At 58.4% G+C, this 25,157-nt stretch carries 24 protein-coding genes, 1 tRNA gene and 2 pseudogenes; 15 read left to right on the top strand and 12 right to left on the bottom strand.

Annotation, left to right across the window (positions count from 1 at the left end; all coding sequences use genetic code 11):
- Positions 1 to 331: 331 nt before the first annotated feature.
- Positions 332 to 405, bottom strand: a tRNA-Gly gene (locus tag AGA_RS05520).
- A gap of 68 nt (positions 406 to 473) precedes the next feature.
- A pseudogene (gene radA, locus AGA_RS05515) lies at positions 474 to 1,864 on the bottom strand (DNA repair protein RadA).
- Between the two features lie 222 nt (positions 1,865 to 2,086).
- Between radA and AGA_RS05510 the strand changes: the two are divergent.
- From AGA_RS05510 to AGA_RS05500, 4 genes are all read left to right on the top strand, one after another.
- Positions 2,087 to 2,872 carry an MlaE family ABC transporter permease gene (locus tag AGA_RS05510; RefSeq protein WP_059023374.1) on the top strand — a complete coding sequence of 262 codons (786 nt, stop codon included), beginning with the start codon at positions 2,087 to 2,089 and terminating at the stop codon, positions 2,870 to 2,872.
- Entirely contained in the window at positions 2,869 to 3,672 is an 804-nt protein-coding gene (locus AGA_RS05505; protein ID WP_373319911.1) for an ABC transporter ATP-binding protein, read from the top strand. Before AGA_RS05510 ends, AGA_RS05505 begins: the two co-directional genes overlap by 4 nt.
- A gap of 87 nt (positions 3,673 to 3,759) precedes the next feature.
- On the top strand, positions 3,760 to 3,903 hold the full coding sequence (locus AGA_RS13815) for a hypothetical protein (protein ID WP_172793720.1): 144 nt from the start codon (positions 3,760 to 3,762) through the stop codon (positions 3,901 to 3,903).
- Between the two features lie 288 nt (positions 3,904 to 4,191).
- On the top strand, positions 4,192 to 6,618 hold the full coding sequence (locus AGA_RS05500) for a DUF3772 domain-containing protein (RefSeq protein WP_059023372.1): 2,427 nt from the start codon (positions 4,192 to 4,194) through the stop codon (positions 6,616 to 6,618).
- Positions 6,619 to 6,719: 101 nt separating this feature from the next.
- On the opposite strand, the gene AGA_RS05495 is transcribed toward AGA_RS05500, so the two are convergent.
- Positions 6,720 to 8,216: a replicative DNA helicase gene (locus AGA_RS05495; RefSeq protein WP_059023371.1), complete on the bottom strand. Its 1,497-nt coding sequence runs from the start codon at positions 8,214 to 8,216 to the stop codon at positions 6,720 to 6,722.
- A 71-nt stretch (positions 8,217 to 8,287) separates the two neighbouring features.
- Entirely contained in the window at positions 8,288 to 8,938 is a 651-nt protein-coding gene (gmk, locus tag AGA_RS05490) for a guanylate kinase (protein WP_059024675.1), read from the bottom strand.
- 108 nt (positions 8,939 to 9,046) lie between these two features.
- Between gmk and AGA_RS05485 the strand changes: the two genes are divergently transcribed.
- Together AGA_RS05485 and AGA_RS05480 are read left to right on the top strand one after the other, a co-directional pair.
- Complete coding sequence (locus AGA_RS05485; RefSeq protein ID WP_059023369.1) at positions 9,047 to 9,865, top strand: SDR family NAD(P)-dependent oxidoreductase; 819 nt, start codon at positions 9,047 to 9,049, stop codon at positions 9,863 to 9,865.
- A gap of 84 nt (positions 9,866 to 9,949) precedes the next feature.
- Positions 9,950 to 11,262 (top strand): annotated as a pseudogene (locus AGA_RS05480) (purine-cytosine permease family protein).
- Here the strand turns inward: AGA_RS05480 and rlmB are convergent.
- Positions 11,226 to 12,050 carry a 23S rRNA (guanosine(2251)-2'-O)-methyltransferase RlmB gene (gene rlmB / locus AGA_RS05475; protein WP_083503558.1) on the bottom strand — a complete coding sequence of 275 codons (825 nt, stop codon included), beginning with the start codon at positions 12,048 to 12,050 and terminating at the stop codon, positions 11,226 to 11,228. The pseudogene AGA_RS05480 and the gene rlmB sit on opposite strands and share 37 nt — an antisense overlap.
- 158 nt (positions 12,051 to 12,208) lie before the next feature.
- On the opposite strand from rlmB, the gene AGA_RS05470 reads away from it, so the two are divergent.
- From AGA_RS05470 to lptB, 5 genes are read left to right on the top strand one after another with little or no spacing between them, the layout of a single operon-like run.
- Positions 12,209 to 12,868, top strand: coding sequence for a ribonuclease D (locus AGA_RS05470; RefSeq protein ID WP_059023364.1), 660 nt, complete (start codon positions 12,209 to 12,211; stop codon positions 12,866 to 12,868).
- Positions 12,869 to 12,914: 46 nt separating this feature from the next.
- Entirely contained in the window at positions 12,915 to 13,928 is a 1,014-nt protein-coding gene (locus AGA_RS05465) for a KpsF/GutQ family sugar-phosphate isomerase (protein WP_059023362.1), read from the top strand.
- Positions 13,925 to 14,662 (top strand): LPS export ABC transporter periplasmic protein LptC, encoded by a 738-nt coding sequence (lptC, locus tag AGA_RS05460; RefSeq protein ID WP_059023360.1) that lies wholly within the window; start codon positions 13,925 to 13,927, stop codon positions 14,660 to 14,662. Before AGA_RS05465 ends, lptC begins: the two co-directional genes overlap by 4 nt.
- A 3-nt stretch (positions 14,663 to 14,665) precedes the next feature.
- Positions 14,666 to 15,814, top strand: coding sequence for an LptA/OstA family protein (locus AGA_RS05455; protein WP_059023358.1), 1,149 nt, complete (start codon positions 14,666 to 14,668; stop codon positions 15,812 to 15,814).
- A gap of 2 nt (positions 15,815 to 15,816) precedes the next feature.
- Positions 15,817 to 16,638, top strand: coding sequence for an LPS export ABC transporter ATP-binding protein (lptB, locus tag AGA_RS05450; protein ID WP_157065311.1), 822 nt, complete (start codon positions 15,817 to 15,819; stop codon positions 16,636 to 16,638).
- Positions 16,639 to 16,700: 62 nt separating this feature from the next.
- Here the strand turns inward: lptB and AGA_RS05445 are convergent, their stop codons facing one another.
- Both AGA_RS05445 and AGA_RS05440 read right to left on the bottom strand, forming a co-directional pair.
- Complete coding sequence (locus AGA_RS05445) at positions 16,701 to 17,540, bottom strand: MOSC domain-containing protein (protein WP_059023356.1); 840 nt, start codon at positions 17,538 to 17,540, stop codon at positions 16,701 to 16,703.
- Positions 17,541 to 17,562: 22 nt separating this feature from the next.
- Positions 17,563 to 17,940, bottom strand: a complete 378-nt coding sequence (locus AGA_RS05440; protein ID WP_157065310.1) for a hypothetical protein — start codon at positions 17,938 to 17,940, stop codon at positions 17,563 to 17,565.
- Positions 17,941 to 18,181: 241 nt separating this feature from the next.
- On the opposite strand from AGA_RS05440, the gene hpf reads away from it, so the two are divergent.
- Positions 18,182 to 18,799 carry a ribosome hibernation-promoting factor, HPF/YfiA family gene (hpf, locus tag AGA_RS05435; RefSeq protein WP_059023353.1) on the top strand — a complete coding sequence of 206 codons (618 nt, stop codon included), beginning with the start codon at positions 18,182 to 18,184 and terminating at the stop codon, positions 18,797 to 18,799.
- Between the two features lie 78 nt (positions 18,800 to 18,877).
- Here the strand turns inward: hpf and AGA_RS05430 are convergent, their stop codons facing one another.
- Both AGA_RS05430 and AGA_RS05425 read right to left on the bottom strand, forming a co-directional pair.
- Entirely contained in the window at positions 18,878 to 19,144 is a 267-nt protein-coding gene (locus AGA_RS05430) for a hypothetical protein (RefSeq protein WP_059023350.1), read from the bottom strand.
- A 20-nt stretch (positions 19,145 to 19,164) separates the two neighbouring features.
- On the bottom strand, positions 19,165 to 19,665 hold the full coding sequence (locus AGA_RS05425) for an Hsp20 family protein (RefSeq protein WP_059023348.1): 501 nt from the start codon (positions 19,663 to 19,665) through the stop codon (positions 19,165 to 19,167).
- Between the two features lie 248 nt (positions 19,666 to 19,913).
- Between AGA_RS05425 and def the strand changes: the two genes are divergently transcribed.
- From def to truA, 3 genes are read left to right on the top strand one after another with little or no spacing between them, the layout of a single operon-like run.
- The gene (gene def, locus AGA_RS05420) at positions 19,914 to 20,474 is read left to right on the top strand and encodes a peptide deformylase (RefSeq protein ID WP_059023346.1); all 561 of its coding nucleotides are present in this window, start codon (positions 19,914 to 19,916) and stop codon (positions 20,472 to 20,474) included.
- 18 nt (positions 20,475 to 20,492) lie between these two features.
- Entirely contained in the window at positions 20,493 to 21,494 is a 1,002-nt protein-coding gene (fmt, locus tag AGA_RS05415) for a methionyl-tRNA formyltransferase (protein WP_059023344.1), read from the top strand.
- Complete coding sequence (gene truA / locus AGA_RS05410; RefSeq protein WP_059023343.1) at positions 21,491 to 22,294, top strand: tRNA pseudouridine(38-40) synthase TruA; 804 nt, start codon at positions 21,491 to 21,493, stop codon at positions 22,292 to 22,294. The genes fmt and truA overlap by 4 nt, the downstream gene beginning before the upstream one ends.
- Positions 22,295 to 22,354: 60 nt before the next feature.
- Here the strand turns inward: truA and AGA_RS05405 are convergent, their stop codons facing one another.
- The 3 genes from AGA_RS05405 to dapD are packed head-to-tail and all read right to left on the bottom strand — an operon-like array spanning position 22,355 to position 25,030.
- Complete coding sequence (locus AGA_RS05405; RefSeq protein ID WP_059023342.1) at positions 22,355 to 22,978, bottom strand: hypothetical protein; 624 nt, start codon at positions 22,976 to 22,978, stop codon at positions 22,355 to 22,357.
- Positions 22,975 to 24,150 (bottom strand): succinyl-diaminopimelate desuccinylase, encoded by a 1,176-nt coding sequence (gene dapE, locus AGA_RS05400; RefSeq protein WP_059023341.1) that lies wholly within the window; start codon positions 24,148 to 24,150, stop codon positions 22,975 to 22,977. Before dapE ends, AGA_RS05405 begins: the two co-directional genes overlap by 4 nt.
- A gap of 31 nt (positions 24,151 to 24,181) precedes the next feature.
- The gene (gene dapD, locus AGA_RS05395) at positions 24,182 to 25,030 is read right to left on the bottom strand and encodes a 2,3,4,5-tetrahydropyridine-2,6-dicarboxylate N-succinyltransferase (RefSeq protein WP_059024673.1); all 849 of its coding nucleotides are present in this window, start codon (positions 25,028 to 25,030) and stop codon (positions 24,182 to 24,184) included.
- Between the last annotated feature and the right edge of the window lie 127 nt (positions 25,031 to 25,157).

Here is a 25,157-nt window from a genome sequence, read left to right as displayed (position 1 = left end):
TATTATAATATGTTCAAGCCGATATAATAAATTTTGCTTTGCTTGCGTGCTTATGTATTTTTGAAATTATATTCTTACGCATGCAAGTAAATATCTTACATAAAATCGTTTCTTTGGCGTTCTTGAGTGAAAACACCCACAACATGCTGAAACCGAAATAATATACACGCAAATCAATTCCGTCCCTTTTATAAGGGTCCATGCTCATATGTCTTGCCTGATACAATGCCACGCGGGCGTACGGTTACGCTTATTTTATAACCACAACGCATGAACGCAGCAGATGGCTCTGCGTGTATTTGGTTTAAAATTTTTAAAGGGAAAGAGCGCTTGGAGCGGATGAGGGGAATCGAACCCCCGTATGCAGCTTGGGAAGCTGCCGTTCTACCATTGAACTACATCCGCATAACGCGTGGGCGCCTTATAGCGCGCCCTAACACCGCTTGCAATGCCATACAAACATGGGGCGGATATTATTCCGCCTCCACATCCGGGCCAACCAGATCGGAAATATGGCCTAACTCACGCAGCCCCATTCCCTCCGGCGGGCGGGAGCGCGCACTCCCCCGCGCTATGCGGCGTGGTAGAACAGCCTGTGTAAAGCCCAGCTTGGCTGCCTCCTTAAGCCGCGCATCCGCCTGCGCCACCTGCCTGACCTCGCCCGACAGGCCGACCTCGCCAAAATAGACTTCACCGGGGCTTGTGGGCACACCACTGGCGGCAGACACCAAAGCCGCAGCCACGGCCAGATCGGCCGCAGGTTCGGCCACCTTCAACCCCCCTGCCACATTCAGATACACATCCATGCCGGACAGTTTGAGGCCGCACCGTGTTTCCAACACCGCCAGCAGCATGGCCAGTCGCCCGGTGTCCCACCCCACTACGGCACGGCGGGGAGCGCCATCCCCACCTTTGGGAGCCAGCAGCGCCTGCACCTCCAACAGAACAGGCCGCGTTCCCTCCAACCCTGCAAACACGGCGGAGCCTGCTATATTACCGCGCCGTTCGGCCAAAAACAGGGCAGATGGATTACTAACCTCTTCCAACCCACGGTCAGTCATGGCGAACACGCCAATCTCATCCGTAGCGCCGTAACGGTTTTTGGCAGCACGCAAAATACGGAACTGGTGCCCCCTGTCCCCTTCAAAATACATTACCGCATCCACCATGTGCTCCAGCACACGTGGGCCAGCCAACGCGCCTTCCTTGGTAACGTGCCCAACCAGAATAAGGCTGAACCCACGTCGTTTGGCGGCACGGATCAATTCAAACGCGCAGGCCCGCACCTGCGAGACGGTGCCCGGCGCGCTGTCCACCGTTTCCAGCCACATCGTCTGGATGGAATCGATGACCACCGCCTTAACATCCGGTTCGGCCTCAAGCGTGGCCACAATATCCGCAACATTAATGGATGCCGCTAGGTCCAGACTGGTTTCCACCACGCCCAGACGAATGGCCCGCAGGCGAATCTGGTCCACCGCCTCTTCGCCCGAAATGTAGAGAACCCGCTCCCCTTTGCCCGCCAGCCGGCTGGCGGCCTGCAACAGCAGCGTGGATTTTCCTATGCCGGGGTCCCCCCAACCAGCACAACGGAAGCCGGAACCAACCCGCCCCCCAGCACACGGTCCAGCTCCGCAATGTTGGTACTTATCCGTGGTGGAAGTTCCACCTTGCCGCCCAGCCCATGCAACTGCACACGCCGCCCTTTGCCAGCGCGTGATGAGGCGGAAGAGGCTGCCAGCGGTTCCACCGCCATTTCCTCCAGCGTGTTCCATTCCTGGCAGGCATCACACTGGCCCGCCCATTTGGCATGGACGGCTCCACATGCTCTGCACACGTACTGGCGGGACGTTTTTTTGGCCACGGATATTCCCCTGTTCCTGCCTTATTGCCCACTCATAAATGGAATGAAACAAGAACAAACTCAAGACCCACCTAGCGGACTGCCCTGCATTGGTCCACAGCAGGCAAAAGCCGTATCCGGCTGCAAAACAAAACCATGTTTTGACGAACCAGACCGGAACGGGTTACGCCTCACACCACAACAGAGCCAGATCACACGCAACAGGAACAAACAGCCCGAACCATGGATATGGTGCTTGATCTTGTGGCCCATACAGGCCGCACCACACTCTCGCTTGTCCGCAGTGCTGGCGCTCTGGCGCTGTTTGCACTGGCTGGGCTGTCCCACATTGTGCGGCCCCCGTTCTACGGGCGGGTTTTTGTTCGCACGTTTTTGGAAACCGGCTTTTTCTCTCTTCCCGTTGTCGCTCTTACCGCCCTGTTTTCTGGCGGGGTCATTGCATTGCAATCCTACACCGGTTTTGCGCAGTACCATGCCCAAAGCGCCATTGCCGGCATTGTGGTTCTGGCCGTCACGCGTGAGTTGGGACCCGTGCTGGCGGGCCTTATGGTGGCTGGTCGTGTAGGGGCCGCCATGGCCGCGCAAATCGGCACCATGCGGGTCACGGATCAGATTGATGCGCTAACCACCCTTTCCACCAACCCCATGAAGTATCTGGTCGCCCCGCGCCTGTTGGCTGGCATAGTTGCCCTGCCCCTGCTTGTGCTGGTGGCGGACGTGCTGGGGGTTGCCGGGGGCTTTACGGTTGCCGTGGTCAAACTGGGTTTTTCCCCCACCGCCTATATTACAGCGACCCTGAACTCCGTTAAGGTCATGGATGTTACTGTCGGGCTGATTAAGGCGGCCCTGTTCGGGTTCCTGATCGCGCTGATGGGGTGCTACTATGGCTATAACAGCAAGGGCGGGGCCGAAGGCGTTGGGTCTGCCACCACGTCTGCCGTGGTGGTGGCCTCCATTTTGCTCCTCGCCTTTGATTATCTGATTACAGACCTGTTTTTCTCACAATGAGTGCCGCAGCAATGGACCAGAGCGTAACCAGTGCTCCCCCCAAAATCCGCATCAGGGATCTGCACAAGTCCTTTGGGGACAAAAAGGTGCTGGACGGTGTTTCGCTTGATGTACCGCAGGGGACATCGTTCGTCATTATTGGTGGTTCGGGGTCGGGCAAGTCCGTTCTGCTACGCTGTATTCTGGGCCTGATGACCCCGGATTCGGGCTGTATTGAAATTGATGGCGAAGATGTGCTGGCGGCGTCCGCCAAACGGCGCGATGCACTCCGCAGCGAAATTGGGATGCTGTTCCAGAACGCCGCCCTTTTTGACAGTCTGCCTGTGTGGGAAAATGTGACCTTCGGCCTGCTGGCCCTTAAAAAAGTGACCCGCGCAACTGCACGCAGCAAGGCAGGCGCCATTCTGGAGCAAGTGGGGCTGGCGCCATCGGTTGGTGACCTTTACCCCTCCGAGCTTTCGGGCGGGATGCAAAAACGCGTAGGCCTTGCCCGTGCCATTGCGGCACAACCCAACATCCTGTTCTTTGACGAACCCACAACCGGGCTGGACCCCATTATGGGCGCGGTCATTGATGGGCTGATTGTGGACTGCGTTAAAAAACTGGGGTCCACCGCCATTGCCATTACGCATGACATGGCCTCCGCCCAGCGGATTGGAGATGAGGCCGCCATGCTCTACAAGGGCAAACTGGTCTGGCAGGGGGCGGCAGCCTCGCTCATGCACAGCGGGAATGATTACGTGGACCAGTTTACCCACGGCCGCCGCGAAGGGCCGATTACCATGGAATTAAGACGTTAACGGCCCGGACTGCACTCTAATTATCTTGCCCATGTCAGGCGCGAGTGAGATAGAAACAGTCAGACCATATGTGGAGAAAGACACACAATGAAACGTGCGGTTCTGTTGCTGATATGCGCATTCGGGCTTTCCGCCTGCGGGATGTTCCACCATCCACAGCGCCATCTGACCCAACCCGCACAGTGGGAACCGCTGGGTTACCATGACCACCTGACCAGCAGCGACGACTGATTGCCTTGCCCCAGCCTGATGTATCCGACCATTGGGCTGGTCAAACGCGTATGTTAGCCAATACAATCAAACATTAAATGCAATCAGGACTGTATTGTCTGAATAATCCAATACCATTCCATTATTCTATCGCATTCAATACAGTCTCTCACAATCTTTCATTCTCCCCTTATTATACCCGCGTGGTATGATACTCTTCTGCTTTGCACCATAATGGGTATGCAACCTGTTGCCTGCTCGGATCGTTCAAAGCCGTATTATCCTCCTCCCTCGGCGCAAGGTTGCCTGATGCTTCGTATGCCTGTCCGCGTATTGTTTCTGCTCTCGTTTTTTCTCTTTTCCATCCCCCATCTGGCGGCCCCAACGCTTGCGCAGACTACTGACCAGACAGCAACAGCGGCCCCCACGCCGCTGATTATGGGGGCACAGGACATTGTTTCGGACCAGACGCTGGATGAGATCGGGGCGGAACTCCGCGCCATCTACAAAAGTGGCGTGGCGGAACAGCATACCGGGCACAGCACCATAGACCTGAGCACGTTGCTCCAGCGGGCTTCCGCCGTTGCCACCCGCACGGACAAGCTGATGGCGCGGATCAAGCCGTATCAGGATGTTTACCAGAACTTTGTGGACATTCTGGGTAAGCCCCCCGGTAAGGATGATGCGCCGGAAGCGCCCTCCATTACCGAACAGCGGGAAAGCCTGAGCAAACGGCAGAAAGATATTTCCGCCCGCATAACCCGGCTCAAGCTTTATCAGGTCGAAGCGCAGCAACTGGTGAACGAACTGCGTCAGCATGACAGCGCCATTCAGCAAGCAACGCTATGGCAGCAGCTGCCCTCGCCTTTGGGAATCAACTTCTGGTCCCAGTTCATACAGGGCGCGCCGCAGGATGGTCGCAGGCTGAACGCCCTTGGGGCCGAAACACTGGCCATGCTGACAACGGCGCTGACTGGCAAACGTATTTTCATCACACTATTAGGACTGTGCGCATCGCTTCTGCTGCTGGTTGGGTGGCTCTTTGCCCGCAAGCCTGTACGCCTTCTGGCAACCCGCTTTTTGCCAGAGGGGCGCGTGCGCCCCATTGTAGCTGCCGTCATATGCGGGCTTATCAGCGTTCTGGCCTGCGGTATTTCCTTTCAGATTTTCTGGAACACGCTGGCTTTTGACAACCCTGCCGTAGGGGATGATCTGGACCAGCTTGCCAGTATGGTTGCCACACAAGCCCCCCTTTGCGGGCTGGTGCTGGAACTTGGCTTCTGCTTCCTCAGCAGCAAAGCGGAGTGGCGTGTTTTTGCCATGTCAGACGATCTGGCACGCAGCCTACGGCTTTTTCCCGGATGGTTGGCCATTGCCATGATCGTGCGTGGCATCCTGCGCTATATAGATACGCAAAGCGGCCTTTCCCTCCTAAGTGTTCAGCTTATGGATGGGCTTTATACTCTTGCGGTCAGCCCCCTTCTGTTCGCCATCCCCCGCAAGCTGCGCCTGACAGCAGCGCAGGAGCAGGAAACAGATACGGACCCGACCAAAGCCGACCAAGCCCCGCCCATTGCGCAGTTCCTGCGGAGCATGGCCATGGCCATTTCCATCATCTGCTGGATTGCGGTTCTTTCAGGGTATATTCCGCTCGCTTACACGCTTATCTCCTGGGTCAGCGTCATGGCTTTGAGCATGACCACGCTTCTGCTGCTGTCCATGCTCACAACAGCCATTGGCAGTGCGCTATTCCCCGCCCGCGCCCCCTTAGGCCGCCATCTGGTAGAACTGGGGCTTCCGCCACGACTTATTAATCAGGCCAGTATTCTCATCCCCGGTCTGGTCAATGTGCTTTTGCTGGTGGTGGCTTATGCCGTGGCCACATCTGGCGCCAATTTTGACCCACCCCAGATATGGCAGCAGCTTTACTCCCTTTTCCACGGCACGGATGACAACAATACGCCCTCCGTCTCGCTGGATGCCATTCTGCTGTGCATTGCGCTGCCCCTGCTTGGTTATCAGGCTATCAAAATTGTTAAATCGTGGTTCCAGCAAAGGTTTTTCCCCGCCACCAATCTCGATATAGGGGCGCAGGCTTCCATCCTGAGCATACTCAGCTATGCGGCGTGGATTCTGATCGGTCTGGCCATGTTTGCGGTTCTGGGCGTTACGGTCAAAAGCATGACATGGGTTGTCAGCGCCCTATCTGTTGGCATTGGTTTTGGCCTGCAATCCATTGTGCAGAACTTTGTCTCGGGCATTATTCTTATGGCCGAACGGCCTGTATCGGTCGGGGATGTTGTGACCATTGCCGGGGTTACCGGCAAGGTGGAACGCATTAGCGTCAGATCCACGGACATAAAGCTGGACGACAAATCCACCATGATCGTGCCGAACTCGCAGTTCATTACCTCGGCGGTCAAAAACGCGACACGGGCACAAAAACCGGGTGTGTTTACTGTGGAACTGGACCTGCCCTTTGCGTCTGATCTGCACAAAGCCACCAGCGTGGTTATTGCAACACTCACTTCCTGTGCAGATACAGACCCCGACACACCTCCCACCGTCAGCATGACATCGGTAGCCGATGGCTCGGCCGTGCTAACAGGCTCGGCCAAAGCGCGTGATGGGGTGGAAATAAAAACAGCCCGCAGCAACGCGTTGTTTGCAATTTGGCAGGCTTTTCAAGAGAACGAAATTCCTGTGACGTTCCGCCAGACCGTGCGCGCTCCATAACCACTGCGACACCAAACGGTAAAACAAAAAACCCGGCTCCCATAATGGAGGAGCCGGGTTTTTGTTAAGGCACAGCCCAGACCACTTGGTGGCCAATACGCTTAGTGCTCGTGAATATTGTCCAGATCGGCAAAACGCGTGTATTCGCCTTCAAAGAACAGGTTAATGGTGCCTGTCGGCCCATGACGCTGCTTTTCCAGAATAAGCTCGGCTTTGTTGTGGACCAGCCCCATCTTGCGCTGCCATTCGTCCATGGCAACGGCGTATTTGTCCATGGAATCGTAGGCTGTTTCCTTGGGCATACGCTGTTGCAGGTAATATTCATCACGATAAACAAACATCACGGCGTCAGCGTCCTGCTCAATAGAGCCGGATTCACGCAAGTCAGACAGCATGGGGCGTTTGTCTTCTCGGCTTTCCACCTGACGGGAAAGCTGAGAAAGCGCAATAACCGGCACTTCCAGTTCCTTCGCAATGGCCTTGAGCCCCTGCGTAATCATGGAAATTTCCAGCACACGGCTTTCCGGACGCGTACCGACCGAGGGCCGCATAAGTTGCAGGTAATCCACAACAACCAGACTCAGCCCCTGCGTGCGCTTGAGACGGCGGCAGCGTGTGCGCATGGCGGAGAGCGAGATGGCTGGCGTATCATCAATCAGCAAAGGCAGGCGGGAAAGTTCATGACTGACCCGCACAAACCGGTCGAACTCCTTTTGCCCAATATCACCCCGGCGGATCCGCTCGCCCGAAACTTCGGCCTGTTCGGACAAAATACGTGTTGCCAACTGTTCGGCTGACATTTCGAGCGAGAAAATGGCAACAGACCCTTTGGGCTTACCGCCTTTTTCCTCTGCCTCGTCCATCAGTGCACGGGCGGCGGAAAACGCTATTTTTGTTGCCAGCGCCGTTTTACCCATAGCCGGACGCCCTGCCAGAATAAGCAGATCCGAAGGGTGCAGCCCACCAGTCCTTTTATCCAGATCCCGCAGGCCGGATGTTAGCCCGGTAACATGCCCCTCGCTCTGGAAAGCAAGGGCCGCAACGTTAATGGCCCCGGTAAGAGCCTTGTTGAAGGAGACAAAATCCCCCTCCTTGCCCTTTTCGGTCGCCAGTTTGAACAGGGCTTCTTCCCCCGCCTCAATCTGGTCCGGGCCGGACAGGTCCCCTGTGGCGCCAAATGCGTTGTTAACAACGGTCTCGCCAATATCAATCAACTGGCGGCGTATCCACGCATCATGGATGGCCCGCCCGTAATCCCCGGCGTTGATAATACCGACCATGGATGTCAGCAGTTTGGCCAGATAGGCCATGCCGCCAACGCTATCCAGCATACCGGAATTTTCCAGTTCCGCCCGCATGGTCACAGGGTCGGCCAGTTGGCCGTTTTCTATCCTGCGGGCAATGGCCGCATAAAGCTGGCCATTCACACGGTTGGCAAAATGCTCGCCTGCCAGAAAGTCGGAAACCCGGTCATAGGCCCGGTTATTCGTCAGCAATGCACCAAGCAGCGCCTGTTCCGCCTCAATATTGGCTGGAGGCTGGCGCAGGGTCAAACCCAGCAGACCGTCTTCCTTTGGTTTGTCTGTCTCTGTTGTCATGGTCACTTTACTGGTCTGTCACGAATACGGATTGGGCGCTCAGGGGCTGAACACAGGATAGCGCCTGTTTTTCAGGCATCAAATGTTGCCACAAAGTCTGCAAGGCCGGTCTGCCTGCGCGTAAGCAGACGCCCCGCCACCAGCACGGACCGCGCTTCATCAATAGCACGGTCGAGTTCGCTGTTGATGATAACGGAGTCAAACTCCCGCCAGTGCGAAATTTCGTCCCGCGCGGCAGCCATACGGCGGGCAATTTCATCCGGGTGGTCGGAACCCCGGCCCGTCAAACGGCGTTCGAGTTCGGCAAGCGATGGCGGCAGCACAAACAGGCTGACAACATCATCGGGCAGTGCTTCACGGATTTGTCGGTGGCCCTGCCAGTCTATATCGAACACCATGTCATACCCGGCGGCAAGGGCGGCCTCCACAGGGGCGCGTGGGGTACCATAGCCGCGCCCGAACACCGTTGCCCATTCCAGCAGTTCCCCCGCCTGCGCCATGGCCTCAAACTGCTCCATGGTGCGGAAATAGTAATGCACCCCTTCCTTTTCCCCCGGACGGGGCTGGCGTGTTGTGACGGAAACAGAATGCTTCAATTTAGGGTCCGATGCGCGCAGGGCGTTGGCAATAGTTGATTTGCCCGCACCCGATGGAGCGGAAATAACAAGGCAGACCCCCCGCCGTGTTGCATTACCCGGATGAGCTGTTCCATTGTGCGCCATACTGTTTTCCACACCCTGCCTGTTCAAACTTACGGTCTTGCCCCTTCATGCCAGAAGCGGCCATGCTGCGCCACCGCGCTCTATGCAACAAGGAAGGCTGACACCACCATGAAACACAACAGCATCCTCATTACAGGCGCCTCATCCGGGCTGGGCCGCACCTTGGCCCTTACGCTGGCACGTCCGGGGCGCAAGCTCTGGCTAGGCGGGCGCAACACAGAACGGCTGGAAGAAACAGCACGCGCCTGCATAAGCCGGGGTGCCGCCGTCCACCTAAAAGCCTGCGACGTGGCAAACAGTGCCGCCATGGCGGAGTGGGTGCATGGCACCGGAGGGCTGGACATGGTTCTGGCCTGCGCGGGCATTACCGGCGGCACCCGCAAGCCCCTTGGACCGGACCAACCCGCCACCGAACCTGAAGCTCAGATCCGCCGGATTTTTGAAACAGACCTGATCGGGGTGCTCAATACTGTGCTGCCTGCACTGGAACTGATGCAGCACCAGCCCCGTGCGGCAGATGGTATGCGTGGGCGTATTTGCGCCATTTCCTCCGTGGCGGGTCTTGTCTCCTTTCCCGGCACTCCATCCTATAGCGCGGCCAAGGCTGCGGTGGACCGCTTTATGGTTGCCACCGGAGGGAATGCCAAAAAAGCTGGTATTCTGCTCAGTTCGGTTGTCTGCGGCTTTCTGGATACGCCCATGGTCGCGCGTAACACGTTCCCCATGCCGAGCCTGACCGATGTTAACAGCGCATGCCGCCGTATTCTGCGGGGGCTTGCGCGCAATGAGCGGCGCATTACTTTTCCGCTCTGGCTGGTGGCTGGCTCCCGCTTTATGGACCTGTTGCCCATCAGGCTGGCAGAATCCTACTATAACAACCAGCCAGCCGGAGCCGCTGGCAGTATGCCCGAACCGGACCTGAGCTAGCCACGCCTCCCCCGTTTTTCCGCCGCCTTTTGCCGAAAGTCCCCAGACATGACGCAGGATGCAGGCCCCCGCGCCCATGCCATAATGGAAGAGATGTCCGCCGCCGCCGTGCGTGAGCCTGTGCCCAACAACGGTTGAAAACCATGAAGATGGACCGCGTCTTCTGGAGTCATTTTGCCCCCAATCTGGGGCCGGGAGGCTGGGTAACCGGGGCTTTGCTGGTTAGTATGGGGCTGGACTTCAAAACCGGCGTGGCCGCCGTTCTTATTGGCAACCTTATTGGCGCATTGCCGGTTGCGCTGGCCGCTGCCATTGGTCCATCCACCGGGCTGACGCAAATGGAGGCATCCCGCCGCGCTCTGGGGCAAAAAGGGCTACGCCTGCCTGCATTCCTGAACTGGATTTACTGCGTGGGGTGGGATGCGGTGAACAACGTACCAGCCGCCACAGCCCTGATTGCCCTTCTGCTTACAGGCGGGGTGCGCCTGCCATTCTGGCTGGCCCTTGGCGTGCTGGCTGGGGTCCAGATGCTGGCCTCCATCTACGGCCACCATGTTGTGCAGGCTTTGCAAAAGTATCTGGGCGCGTTCCTGTTGTTTGCCTTTGGGCTGATTGGCATTGTGTTTGCCATCCGCGGGCAGGCTCCCCTGAGCATCCACCACCCTGTTAGCGTCACCACATTTTTGCTGGCAGTTGGTGTGCTGGTTAGCTTCAACCTCTCATGGGCGTCCTATTCCTCAGACTACACGCGATATCTGCCTGCCAGTTCCAGCCCGACAAAGGTTGTGCTGCTTGCACTGGCCGGGTTGCTTGCCTCGGCCATTCCTTTCCAAATTTTGGGGCTTATTTCAGCAGGGAGCGTGGCCGATGCATCCCCCACGGCGGTTATTGCCTCGCTCCAGCATACTCTGGGGCCTCTTGGCACGTTTGCACTGGCCGCCATTGCGCTATCTTCCATTACTGGCAATTCGTTTAACGACAACACAGCCAGCTACAGCCTTATTTCCGCCGGGTTCCATATCCCCCGTGTTGCCGCAGCCATACTAACGGCCACACTGGGTTACGGGCTGGCCGTTGCCGGAGCGGGGCGCTACGCCACTTTTTATACCGATTACCTGATGGTCACCATGTACTGGATTGCACCGTGGACCGGCATTGTGCTGGCAGACTGGTATTGCACGGACCATGCGCTCCGCCCTGCCCAAAAAGGATGGACACGCGGAGCAACCATATTCACCCTGACTTCCGCCCTGACGATTGGCCTGTTTTCCACCAGCAGCCTTTATACCGGCCCCATTGCCCGGTGGCTGGGTGGAGCCGATATTGGTTATTATGTTGGCTTTTTTGTTGCGGCGGGCTGTTACGCTGCGGGCATGCCACGCCGTACCAGCTCGTAAAGCCCAACTGCTGCTGCAACCGACACATTCAGGCTTTCCATCTCGCCCGGCATGTACAGACCGGCAATTTCATCACAGCTTTCCCGCGTCAGGCGGCGCAGGCCGCGCCCCTCCGCTCCCAGCACCAAGGCAACGCGACGTCCTTCAAAACCGGCGCCATTCAGAATACTCCCCCCGGCGTCCAGCCCCACGGTCCAGCACCCAGCCTTCTGGAGCATTTCTATAGCGCGGGAGAGGTTAACCTCCCGCACGAACGGCACCGTTTCCAACGCGCCGGAAGCCGCCTTGGCCAGCACGGCGGTTTCCTCCGGGGCATTGCGGTCCTGCACCACAATGCAGGCTGCCCCAAACGCTGCGGCAGACCGCAGAATAGCCCCCACATTGCGCGGGTCTGTGACCTGATCCAGCACCAGCACAGGGCCAGGCCGCTCCAGCGCCTCTTCCAGCGTGAGTGACGGCAGAATATGCGCCAGCATGGCCACACCCTGATGCACGGCATCTGGCCCCAGCAGGTCATCCAACCTGGCACGTTGCACAAGCTCTGGTGCTACGCGTAAACCACGCCCACCTGCCTGAGCAGCCTCCGCCAGTGCCGGATGTTCGGCCTCCGTCACCAGCAGGCGTTCGTACACCCTGCGTGGGTTGGCCAGCGCTGCGGCCACGGCATGTGTGCCAAACAGCCAGCATTTGCCCGCCGGGGCGGAGGACGTACCCTCGCGCCCTCCGCCACCATGGCCAGATGAGCGGGAGCGGCGTGCGGGACGTGCGGCTTTGCGTGGGTTTTGCATGGACAAACTGTTCCGGGTTCTGGATCTCTATGCCTCTCCCCTAGCGCATGAGCGGGGTCTCCGCCTATCCCCTGCGGAGGGAATGGACATTCCCCCCCTGCGCCTGTATCCGTCTGATGCAGAACTGACCAGACGCAACAGCAAAACAGGAGCGCCTCATGTCCGCAGCTCAGGGCCCAGGTGCGGGCGCCATTACCCTGTACAGAAATGACCTGCCAGACGGCCTGACCTTTACCGGTTCCATTGCCGTGGATACGGAAACTATGGGCCTTAACCCCCATAGGGACAGGCTGTGCCTTGTGCAGATTTCCAGCGGAGATGGTACGGCGCATCTGGTCCAGCTTCTGCCCCCCTCGCTTGGCGGACAGGGGTATGACTGCCCTAACCTCAAACGGGTGCTGGCAGACCCGAACCTGACCAAAATCATGCACTACGCCCGCTTTGATGTTCGCATTCTGCAACATGCGCTGGGCATTACGGTCAGCCCCGTTGTCTGCACAAAAATTGCAGCCCGGCTGGTTCGCACATTTACGGACCGCCACGGACTGGCCGCCCTGTGCCGTGACCTACTGGGCGTTGACCTGAGCAAACAGCAGCAGAGTTCGGACTGGGGCGCCCCCGAGCTTAAACCCGAACAACTGGCTTACGCTGCATCGGACGTGCTTTACCTGCACGCCCTGTGGGATAAACTTTCCGCCTTGCTGGACCGCGAAAACCGGCGCGATCTGGCACAAGCATGTTATGATTTTCTACCCACGCGGGCTCGGCTGGACATGATGGGTTATGAAGACCCGGATATTTTCTCCCATCGTGCCTGAGCAAAGGCGTATCTGGCATTCCCTGCCCATCGGACCTACCTGACGCATGACATCCCCCCACTCCCTCCGTGCTGATGCCCCGTCCACGCCCTGCATGGATGCAGCCGCCACCGTGCGTACAGAACAGGCCGGGCTGGATGCGCTGGCCCGTGCGCTGGAAGACCCAAACGGTCTGGGTGGCGCATTTGGTCGGGCCGTGGCCATTCTGCTGGGGATTCAGGGCCGGGTGGTGGTTACGGGCATTGGCAAGTCTGGGCATGTCGCCCGCAAAATTCAGGCCACACTGGCCTCCACTGGCACACCATCCCTCTACGTGCATCCGGCCGAGGCCTCGCACGGGGATCTGGGCATGGTACTCCCCAGTGACGCCATTCTAGCTTTTTCCAACTCGGGTGAAACCACGGAGCTGGGCGATATTACAACCCACGCCCTGCGGACCGGCCAACCCCTGCTGGCTGTGACCAGCAAGGCCACGTCCACCCTTGCCTCCACGGCAACATTGGCCCTGACCCTGCCTGCCATGCCAGAAGCGTGCCCCATGGGGCTGGCCCCCACCACCAGCACGCTCATGCAGCTTGCCTTTGGCGATGCTCTGGCCGTGGCCCTGCTCCGGCAACGGGGGTTTACCGCATCCGACTTTGGGGCCTTCCACCCCGGTGGCAGGCTGGGCGCACGCCTGCGCACTGTGCGGGATGTCATGCACACAGGCAGCGCCATGCCGCTGACCGCACCTGATACGCCCATGCGGGATGTCATTATGGAAATGACTCACAAGGCGCTAGGCTGCGTGGGCATTGTGGGGCAGAATGGGGAACTGGCGGGGCTGATCACGGATGGAGACCTGCGCCGCGCGCTGGACCACGACCTTACAACCACACTGGCAACAAACATTATGAACCCAAGGCCGCTGACCATAGACCCGGATGCCCTCGCCTCCGAAGCGCTGCGGGTCATGAATGCGCGCAGGCGGCCGGTTACAGCCCTTTTTGTTCTGGACCCCGCAGGCAGGCCTATTGGGGTTGTGCACCTGCACGACCTGATCCGGGCAGGCGTGGGATGACAGACACGCCCGACAAACGCCCACAGCGGGAGGATTTTGCCCGCTCCGGGGTGGATGTAAAACAGCAGCGCGAGCGGCTTGCCACATCGTCCATCAGGCGCAAGGTGCCTGATGCCGCCAATCTGGCCCGCCGCCGCATGGTGCTCCGCTGGGCCAAATGGCTGTTGCCTGCCACAGCTCTGCTGCTTTTGGCTGCCATAGCTGTATGGCCGGAAGTAGAACACCTGATAAGCGCCAACCAGACCACCATGCGGGAACTAAGCAAGGTTAAAATAGAAAGCGGGAACCTGGTCGGGGCGACCTACCGGGGGATGGATGAGCATGGCCGTCCGTTCACCATTACAGCCGATACGGTGCATCAGGCCCCAGATAGCAGGCTGGACCTAACGGCCCCTGTGGCGGATATTCTGACGCAGGGCGGGGACTGGCTTATGATCCGATCGGAAAAAGGCGTTTACATGCAGCACGCGCAGATTCTCGACCTGACCGGAGAAGTCACCCTATACCGTGATGATGGCCTGATGATGCACACCCCCATTGCCGATGTTGACGTCAAACGCAGCATCATTACCTCCGATTCATGGGTGCGGGCGGAAGGACCGTTTGGCGTGCTGGATGCGCAGGGCTTTTTGCTCAGCCAGCACGATGGTCTTGCCCAGTTCCGTGGTCCCGGCCGCCTGATCCTGAATGATGACCGCCAGAATGATGCCACAGCCGGCAAAAAGGCATCCTGAAGTATGACAACAAGAACACCCCACCCTGCTTTTTTTGTGCGCGCCTTTGCCCGCCGCATTGGCCTGCTTGCCTGCTTGCCTGCCGGAGTTCTGGCAAGCCACGGCGCTGCACAGGCGCAGGCCATCGACCTGTCCCACGGTGGGCAGATTATAGTCACCGCATTGGGTGGGTTTGACTGGGACCAGAACCTGAAGAAGGTAACAGCCTACAATCAGGCCAAAGCCGTGCGGAACAATGCGACCGTAACCGCTGACAAGCTGATTGCCTATTACCGCAAAAAACAGCCCGTCACGCCTCACGCCGCACCCGGCACGAATACCAGCACGACGGCACAGGCCGCCCCTGCCCCCGCTGTACAGCCGGACCAGCCAACTCCCGACCCGGCTCCGACCGCAGCCACACAAACGGCTAACGGCACCACACCTGCCACACCTGCCACACCTGCCACACCTGCCACACCTGCCACACCTGCCACACCTGCCACACCTGCCAAGGCGGAGGATGATCAGGATTCCGGGTCAAACGAGATTTACCGTCTGGAAGCCATAGGCCACGTCCACATCTTTACCCAGACCGATCAGGCATGGGGCGACAAGGCCGTGTATGACATGGACAAGTCCGTGCTGATCATGACGGGCAAGGCCCTTAAGCTGACAACACCGCAGGACCTGATGACGGCCCGCGATTCGATGGAATATTACTCGCAGGATCACATTTCCATCGGGCGGGGAGACGCCACTGTTACCACCAACGACCACAGGCAGATTCGCGCGGATGTTCTGGTCGGCTACAGCACGCGTGACAACACGCCCAAAACTGCAGCGGACACCAAACCCAAAACCGACGACTCATCATCGGGCGACCCTTTCAGCTCCGGGTCGGAAAAGCTGGAAAAGGTGAACGCCTTTGGGCATGTCTGGGTCCGTACCCAGACCGAAATCATAACGGGTGAACGCGGCGTGTATGTGCCAGATACGGGTATTGCCCGCGTTGTTGGCAACGTGCACATCACACGTGGGCCAAACCAGATTCAGGGGGCTGCGGCCATTATCAACATGCACACAGGTATTGCCACCATGACAGAACGCCCCGGAAACCGCGTGAGCGGGCTGGTTGTTCCCAATAACGGCGATACATCGGACAGGAAATAACAATGAACCGGGAAGTAAGCTGGACGTCCGAAGAAACCGTGCAGGAAGAGGTTATTGGTATTGGCCCAGAACCCATAGACCTGAGCGCCCCCCACAAGCCGGGCCACGGTCTGATTGCCCACAACATTGGCAAAAGCTACAAAAAGCGGCAGGTGGTCAAAAACGTCTCGCTCGAAGTCCATCGGGGTGAGGCCGTTGGTCTGCTTGGCCCCAACGGGGCAGGCAAAACCACCAGCTTTTATATGATTGTGGGGCTGGTCCAGCCTGATACCGGCACAATTACACTGGATGGGGCCGATATTACCCAACTGCCCATGTACCGCCGTGCACGGCTTGGCATTGGCTACCTGCCACAGGAAGCCAGCATTTTTCGTGGGTTGAATGTTGAGCAGAACATTATGGCGGCACTGGAGGTGGTTGAACCCGACCCCGACCAGAGGCAGGTCATGCTGGATGGGCTTCTGAGCGAATTTGGCATTACCCGCCTGCGCCATTCCCCATCCCTCGCTCTATCCGGTGGGGAACGCCGACGGCTGGAAATTGCCCGTGCTCTCGCCAGCCAGCCACACTATATTCTGCTGGATGAGCCGCTGGCCGGGATTGACCCCATTGCCGTGGGCGAAATCCGCGATCTGGTCTCCCACCTCAAGGACCGTGGGATCGGGGTGCTGATTACCGACCACAACGTGCGTGAAACACTGGAAGTTATTGACCGCGCCTACATCATGCACAGCGGGCAGGTGCTGATGCAGGGTGTGCCGGAAGAAATTGTAGCGCACGAGGATGTGCGGCGCGTTTATCTGGGTGAAAGTTTCTCACTGTAACCCACAGCAGCAATCAGGCCGTGGGCAGCGGCCCATGTTGCCGGTTGTGGTTACATCCTCCCCTACATGGCCAGCAGGTTGGAAGGACCTTCTTCCAACACGCTTACGCTGTCCCCTACACTAATCAGGCCGCTTTTTTCCACAACCGCATTCTGCGCGAACATGACCCCACTCTGCGTCCGCCGGAAAGCGGACAGCGTGGCCAGTGGCTCCTTGGGGTTGGGCACCTCTGCGGTATTCTGGTCAACGGTTGTCACCACACACCGTGAGCAAGGTGCCACCACCCGTGCGACAACCCCTTTCCCTATAGCCACACGCCGCCAGCCATCCTCGGCCCAAGGCAGCGGCCCACTGATAATAATATTCGCCCGAAACCGGGTCATAGGCACAGCCTGCCCCTCCGGCAGCCGTGTATTCAGGTCCGCGAGGGACGCCGTATTAGCCAGAAGCAGCGGGTATCCATCCGCAAAGGAGACGGGCTGTGCGTCTTCTCCCAACTGGCGGATACGCGCCAATTCTGGTCTGTGCATCCAAACCAGACGGCACGGTTGCCCCAAGGCTTCTTCCAACCACGCAGCCGCCATGTCCCCCGCATCCCGCGCCTGAACCTGATCTTTCCAGACCGTCACGGTAAGCTGTGCAGCACTCTGGCTAGGAAAGCGCACCGGAAGGGGCCGCATGTGCGTCTTGGTCAACATCAGCCCCTCGGCCGTGGGAACTGGGGTAACCAACGCCATGGCGCGGCAGGTCCGCTGGGTTAAAAACCTGCCATGCGGGTCCACAACCATCCAGCGGCGATCCCCCTCCAATCCCCACGGGTTGACCATGACAGTGGAGGGAGAAAGCCCATGCAGCCCTTTAACTGGGTAAATATGCAGGCCGGCCACATAGAGTTCGGTCACGCGGGACCTCCGCCTTGACGCGTTACGGTTTGTGCCATCCGTGCCCCGGCAGAACCGGAGGCGGAACCGCATCCACCGCAGGCGGTGGCAACATGGCTATGGGAGGGGCCGGAGGCGCGGGCGGTTTGGGCGCGGCTACAACCGTGAGCGGAATATCAATCCGCTCCATAATGGGGCGTATTTTCTGGTGTGTGACATGCCACATAAAGCCGCCATACAAGCCCACAAGTACCACAAGGCACCCCAGCTTGATCTGCCACCCCCAGCCTGTTGGCATTTTGGGCATATTATCAGGCGGAGCGGAACGTAAAAGCATAGGAAGAAAATATCCAGATAATGGCGTAAAAAAGCCTGTTCTCCCTGTGTAGGCATAGGCTACGGCTGCGGGCAAGTCTGCCATGCAGGTTTATATTCCTGCCATATCTGGCTGCCATGCAACCACCGGGCAAAGCTCTGCATTATATCTGTAACAAAGGCATGGACATAAACACCCTGCCCATGCCCAAATGCAGGATGAAGCATTGCAGACCCTGCCTGCAACGCACACAGGCAGGCCAGTTAGACCGGAGCGCCATCTACGCAAATACGGAGGCACTTCGGGTTTGACGGACCTGTCCGCCAGTCGCAAGGAACGATGTCCTATGCATATTCAGGTTTCCGGTAAACAGATCGATCTTTCCGACGCCTTGAAACATCGGGTCAACACCCATCTGGGTAATCTTGCTGAACGCTACTTTGATACTGGGCTACAGGCACAGGTGACCTTTAGCAAAGCCCGCTCCTTTTTTACCTGTGACATCAACGTAAAAGCCGGTCGCGGCCTGATCCTGCGTGGAGAAGGCGAAGCCGCAGACGCCAATGCGGCTTTTGATGACGCAGCCGAACATATTGCCAAACGCCTGCGCCGTTACCACAAACGCGTAACCTCCCACGCCCGCGCCACATCCCGCCAGGAACTGTCTGAACGTGTGCGGTCCTACGTGTTGCAACCGGTGGAGGAACAGGAGCACCGCACCCCTTCCACTGCTGCCAACCAGACGGAAAAGGAGGAAGAAACCTTTGCAACCATTATTGCCGAACAGCCTGCGGATATTCCGGTCCTGTCCGTAGGGGAAGCCGTTATGCGGCTGGACCTTGCAGGCCAGAACTTTCTGCTCTTCCGCAACACGGCCAGTCGGCAGATCAGTCTGGTTTACCGGCGGGATGATGGCAATATTGGCTGGCTGGACACGGCACCGCTGGAAGCATCTCCAGCCTGATTGCAAAAAACCATATGCCCAACAAAAAAAGGACCGGCGCAAACCGGTCCTTTTTCACGTCTCCATCCTCAGGATGACTTACTGAAGGGAGGCAGGCACCATGTCATTCTGCACAATGGCGCCCCATGCTGTTTCCATGTCATCCACCACAGCCAGCAGCGAGCCGTCTGCCGCGTAAATGGCGCATCCTTCCTCCCCATCTTCCAGGACTGCCGGCCGGGTATAGGCGACCTTGCTCAGCCCGAGGGAGCGGAACTGCATATCGGAAAGCTGTCGCACATCCGCCACACGTTCGGCCTGCGGCAAACCAGCTGGTGTGTAACCACCCTGAATGCTGCTTTTCATTGCGTCCTCCTTCCGAATTTTTAACTACCGTCTACATCCATAACCGGATGCAACATGCGTGGTGTGGGCCGGGGTTTAACCCCTGAACCAGAGGGCACCTGCGCCTTTTGCCCACCCTGCATGATTTCGATCTGTTTGACCCTCACCTCTGGCTGCGGGCGGAACAGATCAATATGCAAAAGCCCGTTATCCAGCCATGCACCGCCAATTTCTATGCCTTCCGCCAGCACGAATGCCTTTTGGAACTGGCGGGACGCAATACCACGGTGCAGGTAAACGCGCTCTTCCCCTTCATCCGCCTGACGGCCACGGATAACAAGCTGGTTGTCCTCCTGCGTAATCTGGAGGTCCTCCATCCTAAAACCGGCAACAGCAAGGGTAATACGCAGGCCGTTAGGGGCGATCTGTTCTATGTTGTACGGTGGGTATCCATCACCCGAACCCTTGCTGGCGCGTTCCAGCATCTGTTCCAGATGATCAAAACCCAAAAACATGGGCGAGCCAAAAAGCCTGCCTGACATTGTACAAGCCTCCTCCCTTCTGAGCGAGACGTATCAACCGGACCCGCCACGGCATCCGGTCTCTTCACGATATGGGATAGAAGCGGGCACACGCAACCCTGTGTCCCGCTTCTATCCGGTCTGATGCGGCCACACTGTGGTTTGTGCGCCATGTTGTGGCGGTAAAGTGACAGATTTTTTGCACAACAAAAGCTTTTAATGCCGTTTTCTTCTGGCATCCGCCACAGTGGGACGCTAAATCGGGCTGTATGACAAACGCAGCCCTGACAGACGCTGCATTTTCCGCCGCCTCGGACAATGCAGCCCCTCTTACCATACTGACGCCGCCCCACCCCGTGCTGCGCCAGAAAGCAAGACTGGTCAAACCTGAGGACGTGGCAGAAATCCAAAAGGTTCTGCCCGGCATGTTTGCCGCCATGTATCAGGCACCCGGTATTGGGCTGGCCGCCCCGCAGGTTGGCCTGAGCATGCGCTTTGTTCTGGTGGATCTGGGGGAAAAAGAAACACGCGACCCCATTATCCTGATCAACCCGGAAATTCTGGCTGAAACGGATGACATGGCCGTGCGGGAAGAAGGCTGCCTTTCCCTGCCCAACCAGTATGCCGAAGTTGTACGCCCAGAAAAAGTGCGCGTGCGCTGGCAGAGCATTACCGGGGAGCAGCAGGAACGCGACATGGATGGCCTGCTGGCAACCTGTGTGCAGCATGAACTGGACCATCTGGATGGTGTGCTGTTCGTGGACCACCTCTCTGCCCTGCGCCGTAACATGATCCTGCGCCGTCTGGCCAAGGACCTGAAGCGCAACTAAGTGGATAACCCCCGCCCGATGCGTCTTGTTTTTATGGGTACGCCAGACTTTGCCGTACCCGCCCTAAAGGCCCTCCATGCCGCCGGGCATGATATTGCTGCCGTGTACTCACAGCCGCCCCGCCCAGCCGGACGGGGCAAGGCGCTCCGTGCGTCCCCTGTGCAGCAGGCTGCGCAGGAGTTGGGCCTGCCTGTGCGCCACCCGCTCTCGCTCCGCAAAAACCCGGATGAATGGGCCGCCTTTGCCGCACTAAACGCCGATGCTGCCATTGTGGCCGCTTACGGCCTTATCCTGCCTCAGGTTATGCTGGATGCCCCTCGGCTGGGCTGCCTGAACATCCATGCCAGCCTGCTTCCCCGCTGGCGGGGGGCATCCCCCATCCAAAGTTCCATTCTGGCAGGCGATGCCAAAAGTGGCGTGACCATCATGCAGATGGAAGCCGGGTTGGATACCGGCCCCATGCTCCTGCGTGAGGAAATCCCCATTACCGCCCAGACAACAGCCACGACCTTGCACGACGCACTGAGCGCCATGGGGGGCGCAATGGTCCTGCGCGTCCTACAGGATTTTCCTTCCACCACACAGGACCCGGCGGATACTCAGGCACGCCTTGCAGCGCACCGCCCGGCACGGCAGCCACAGCCGGAAGACGGCGTAACATACGCCCCACGTCTGACCCGTGAAGATGGACGCATTGACTGGCAGCAGGATGCCGCCACGATTGACCGCCAGATCCGTGCCCTTACCCCGTGGCCCGGCACATTCACCACACTGGAGGATGGAACGGTCATTAAAGTCGGAGCAGGCACCCCAGTTGCACCTCCTTCTACAGGTTTGACGCCGCCCCCGGGTACTGTGGTGGATGAAAACCTTACAGTCGCTTGTGGGAATGGCTTTGTCCGACTGACCCGCCTGCAACGCCCCGGGCGCGGCATGATGGAGGCAGACGCGTTTTTACGTGGGCAACCCCTCCCTACAGGCACCCGTCTGGGCACACCTGCTCCCCACAGTGCGCCATGACCCAGCCCGCCATCCAGCGATGGGCTGTTAAACTGGAATATGACGGGCGGGGACTTGTTGGCTGGCAACGCCAGACCTCGGGCCAGTCTGTTCAGGCATTGCTCGAAAACGCCGCTTTTCATCTGGCAGGTGGTAGACCCGTCTCCAGCATTACCGCAGGCCGCACAGATTCAGGCGTCCACGCGCTGGCACAGGTTGCCCATCTGGACTTCCCGGCGGATGTCCGTTTTTCCAGCTATTCCGTAAGAGAGGGTTTAAGTTATCACCTTAAACCCCATGCTGTAGTTGTGCTGGATGCGGCTCCGGTTAGTCTGGACTGGAGCGCGCGGTTTTCTGCCACATGGCGTTCTTACCGCTACCGTATTCTTAACCGGCGCACACGGCCTGCGCTGGCCGAGGGGCATGTCTGGCACATCAAATCCCCACTAGATGAGTACCGTATGCAGCAGGCTGCCAACCTACTGCTTGGCCTGCATGACTTTACGTCTTTCCGCGCAGTGGCCTGTCAGGCCAACAGTCCCATCCGCACGCTCGACCAGCTCGACATTACGCGTGAAGGTGATGAGGTTGTGGTCTTTGCCAAAGCGCGGTCCTTTTTGCACCATCAGGTACGTAACATGGTGGGTACACTCGCAAAAGTTGGTACCGGAGCATGGGAAGTAGAGCGGGTGGCCAACGCCCTTGCCGCCCGTGACCGTAGCGCAGCGGGCCCCACTGCCCCGCCTGATGGCCTATACCTGACCGGTGTAGGCTATGAGCCAGACCCATTTATGCCCACCTCCACACCAAGCACCCCATAAAAAAACGCCCCGCAAATTGCAGGGCGTTACAGAGGGCACGTGCCAAGTATGACGGAGCGTTTAGCTCCCCTTCACGCTTACCATAGGCTGGAGCAGATCATTCAGTACCATGTAATGCGGGGGCAACACTGCCGCCAAAGCATACAGGCCGATGGACGCCAGCAGGATGGAGACATACAACAAAGCTGCCCGCCCGCCAGAAATACCCAGCCCAACCTTGGCAACAAACCATTGCAGCCACAGCTCATACATGGCTGCCACAAGTGCCAGAGCACCAATAAAAACCTGCTGCCGGGCAATATCCGGCGTAATCACTGCCGCAATAAGCGCACAGGCCAGAGAGATCAGCACCACCACCCAGCCACACCAGGTTGCCGCTGTAATATACCGCAGCCAGAGCGCGCCACGCCCCCAGCGCTGCGCATAAAAATGCGAAATAACGGCAGGCAGAAACATAACGCACAGGGAAAGCAGCAGCTTGGTTGCCGACATAACCTTGTCTGGCAACAGGAAGATCTGCAGGCTGCCAACCAGAATACAGGCTATTTGCGGTGCCAGTGCAGCGCCAAAAGCATCTGGCGTGCCCTCAAAACAGGCCAGCCCTTCCCGCTTGCCACCCGCGAGCAACATCATGCCCCGAAGAATACGACGCGTTGCGCTGAGCTTGCCTGTATCTGGAATCACACCCCTACCCCTTTTAAGAAGGCTTCATAAATTCGGGTCAGTTTTTCCATGTCAGCAACGGCTGCATGTTCATCCACTTTGTGAATGCTCGCCCCGACCAGACCAAACTCCGCCACCGGGCAATAGCGGGCAATAAAGCGTGCATCCGAAGTGCCGCCCCCCGTATCCAGCTTGGGATCAAGGCCCGTAACACTTTTTATGGCCTGTTGCAGCACCGCCATTTCCTTACCCGGCGGGGCAAAGAAGGACTCACCGCTAATACTGACATCCACACGGGATTTTGGCGCATACAGACGGCATACCGTCTGTATCCAGCCTTTAAGGGCTGCGCCGGTATGCAGGTCGTTGAACCGGATGTTCAACCGGGCCTGTGCTCGTGCGGGAATAAGGTTGGTTGCCGTATTCCCCACATCCAAGCTGGTAACCTGTAGGCTGGATGGTTCGAAATATTCCGACCCATGGTCCAGCGGCGTAGCCAGCAACGCATCCAGCACAGCCAGCAGACGGTGCACGGGGTTATCCGCCCGGTGCGGGTAGGCAACATGCCCCTGTGTCCCCTCAACCGTAATAAGGGCATTCAGGCTCCCACGGCGACCAACCTTGACCATCTCCCCCAAAGTTTGAGGGTTGGTTGGTTCTCCCACCAGACAGTAATCGGGAATCTGGCCATGTACGGCCATCCATTCCAGCACCTTTTGTGTACCGTAGGTTGCTGGGCCTTCCTCATCCCCCGTAATCAACAGGCTGATGGACCCTTCGCCTTTTCCTGCCTGCACACGGCGGGCAATGGCAGCCACACAGGCGGCAATGCCGCCTTTCATGTCGCACGCACCGCGGCCATAGAGCACGCCATCCACTATGTCCGCAGCAAAAGGGGGATGTGTCCAATCAGCCGCGTTGCCAGCAGGCACCACGTCCGTATGCCCTGCGTAGCAGATGTGGGGACCACCCGTCCCAAGACGGGCAAAAAAATTGGGGGTACGCTCCGCCCCTTCGCCAAAGGGGAGATGCGTGACCTCAAAACCAAGCTGTTCCAGCATGGCCCCCAGCAACTGCTGGGACTCCCCCGGATCGGGAGAAACCGAAGGCTGACGGATGAGCAACTGTGCAACAGCCACCGGATCTGTCAGCGCCAGATCTGCGGGGAAAAGGCCAGTTGTACCAGTTGTCATACGTCAGTCCTGTTCTTTACGTGCTGGCAGCTTAGTCGCGCAGCAGTTCGTTAATGGAAGTCTTGGAGCGGGTACGCTCGTCCACCCGCTTGACGATAACAGCGCAAGCCAGTGCAGGGTTGGGGCGACCATCCGGGCCAACCGGGTTGGAAGACGGCATGGTGCCGGGCACAACCACGGAATAGGCCGGAACGCGGCCCATGTAGATTTCGCCGGTAGCCCGATCTACAATTTTGGTGGAAGCGCCAAGGAACACACCCATGGACAACACGGAGCCGCGTTCCACAATAACGCCTTCGGCCACTTCCGAACGAGCACCAATAAAGCAGTTATCTTCGATAATGACCGGAGCAGCCTGCAACGGTTCCAGCACACCACCAATACCTGCACCACCGCTGATATGGCAGTTTTTGCCAATCTGCGCACAGCTACCAACCGTGGCCCATGTGTCCACCATGGTGCCGCTATCCACGCGTGCGCCAACGTTAACAAAGCTCGGCATCAGCACAGCACCGGGAGCAATAAAGGCAGAGCGACGCACAACCGCACCCGGCACAACGCGGAAACCCGCCTTGTCGAACCGCGCCTGATCCCAGCCCGAAAACTTGAGAGGCACCTTGTCATACGCCGGGGCACCTGCTGCGCCACCGGGCAGAACAACGCTGTCATTCAGGCGGAAGGACAGCAGAACAGCTTTTTTCAGCCATTCATGCACAACCCAGCCGTCTTCCTGCGGAGCGGCAACGCGCAGGCGGCCAGAGTCCAGTGCTTCAAGCGCTGTCTCAATAGCTTCACGGTCTTTGCCCACCGTTGCGGAAGAAACGCGGTCGCGGCCTTCCCACAGGGTTTCAATATGAGCGCGGAGGGTTTCGTCTGTCATGCTACACCGATCAGAAACAATGGAATACAGGCCGGGCGGCAGGCCCACCCGACAACAAAAGAGAAAAAGACCATGCGGACAGGGGCCTGTCCTGTCAACGCGGGGGCTGTACTACAGCCCCCTGTTC

The organism is Acetobacter ghanensis (assembly GCF_001499675.1).
GTDB classification, from domain to species: domain Bacteria; phylum Pseudomonadota; class Alphaproteobacteria; order Acetobacterales; family Acetobacteraceae; genus Acetobacter; species Acetobacter ghanensis.
Note: the sequence above shows the minus strand (reverse complement) of the source record. Positions and strands in the feature narration are given on the sequence as shown.

Excerpts from the sequence above, each read along its gene's own strand:
- AGA_RS05440 (WP_157065310.1), bottom strand. The coding sequence starts at position 17,940 with ATGGCAGACTTGCCCGCAGCCGTAGCCTATGCCTACACAGGGAGAACA.
- lptB (WP_157065311.1), top strand. The coding sequence starts at position 15,817 with ATGAACCGGGAAGTAAGCTGGACGTCCGAAGAAACCGTGCAGGAAGAG.
- AGA_RS05505 (WP_373319911.1), top strand. The coding sequence starts at position 2,869 with ATGAGTGCCGCAGCAATGGACCAGAGCGTAACCAGTGCTCCCCCCAAA.
- AGA_RS05425 (WP_059023348.1), bottom strand. The coding sequence starts at position 19,665 with ATGTCAGGCAGGCTTTTTGGCTCGCCCATGTTTTTGGGTTTTGATCAT.
- AGA_RS05495 (WP_059023371.1), bottom strand. The coding sequence starts at position 8,216 with ATGACAACAGAGACAGACAAACCAAAGGAAGACGGTCTGCTGGGTTTG.
- gmk (WP_059024675.1), bottom strand. The coding sequence starts at position 8,938 with ATGGCGCACAATGGAACAGCTCATCCGGGTAATGCAACACGGCGGGGG.
- dapD (WP_059024673.1), bottom strand. The coding sequence starts at position 25,030 with ATGACAGACGAAACCCTCCGCGCTCATATTGAAACCCTGTGGGAAGGC.
- rlmB (WP_083503558.1), bottom strand. The coding sequence starts at position 12,050 with ATGCAAAACCCACGCAAAGCCGCACGTCCCGCACGCCGCTCCCGCTCA.
- lptC (WP_059023360.1), top strand. The coding sequence starts at position 13,925 with ATGACAGACACGCCCGACAAACGCCCACAGCGGGAGGATTTTGCCCGC.
- AGA_RS05500 (WP_059023372.1), top strand. The coding sequence starts at position 4,192 with ATGCTTCGTATGCCTGTCCGCGTATTGTTTCTGCTCTCGTTTTTTCTC.
- AGA_RS05470 (WP_059023364.1), top strand. The coding sequence starts at position 12,209 with ATGTCCGCAGCTCAGGGCCCAGGTGCGGGCGCCATTACCCTGTACAGA.
- AGA_RS05485 (WP_059023369.1), top strand. The coding sequence starts at position 9,047 with ATGAAACACAACAGCATCCTCATTACAGGCGCCTCATCCGGGCTGGGC.
- AGA_RS13815 (WP_172793720.1), top strand. The coding sequence starts at position 3,760 with ATGAAACGTGCGGTTCTGTTGCTGATATGCGCATTCGGGCTTTCCGCC.
- def (WP_059023346.1), top strand. The coding sequence starts at position 19,914 with ATGACAAACGCAGCCCTGACAGACGCTGCATTTTCCGCCGCCTCGGAC.
- AGA_RS05465 (WP_059023362.1), top strand. The coding sequence starts at position 12,915 with ATGACATCCCCCCACTCCCTCCGTGCTGATGCCCCGTCCACGCCCTGC.
- fmt (WP_059023344.1), top strand. The coding sequence starts at position 20,493 with ATGCGTCTTGTTTTTATGGGTACGCCAGACTTTGCCGTACCCGCCCTA.
- hpf (WP_059023353.1), top strand. The coding sequence starts at position 18,182 with ATGCATATTCAGGTTTCCGGTAAACAGATCGATCTTTCCGACGCCTTG.
- AGA_RS05510 (WP_059023374.1), top strand. The coding sequence starts at position 2,087 with ATGGATATGGTGCTTGATCTTGTGGCCCATACAGGCCGCACCACACTC.
- dapE (WP_059023341.1), bottom strand. The coding sequence starts at position 24,150 with ATGACAACTGGTACAACTGGCCTTTTCCCCGCAGATCTGGCGCTGACA.
- AGA_RS05455 (WP_059023358.1), top strand. The coding sequence starts at position 14,666 with ATGACAACAAGAACACCCCACCCTGCTTTTTTTGTGCGCGCCTTTGCC.
- AGA_RS05430 (WP_059023350.1), bottom strand. The coding sequence starts at position 19,144 with ATGAAAAGCAGCATTCAGGGTGGTTACACACCAGCTGGTTTGCCGCAG.
- truA (WP_059023343.1), top strand. The coding sequence starts at position 21,491 with ATGACCCAGCCCGCCATCCAGCGATGGGCTGTTAAACTGGAATATGAC.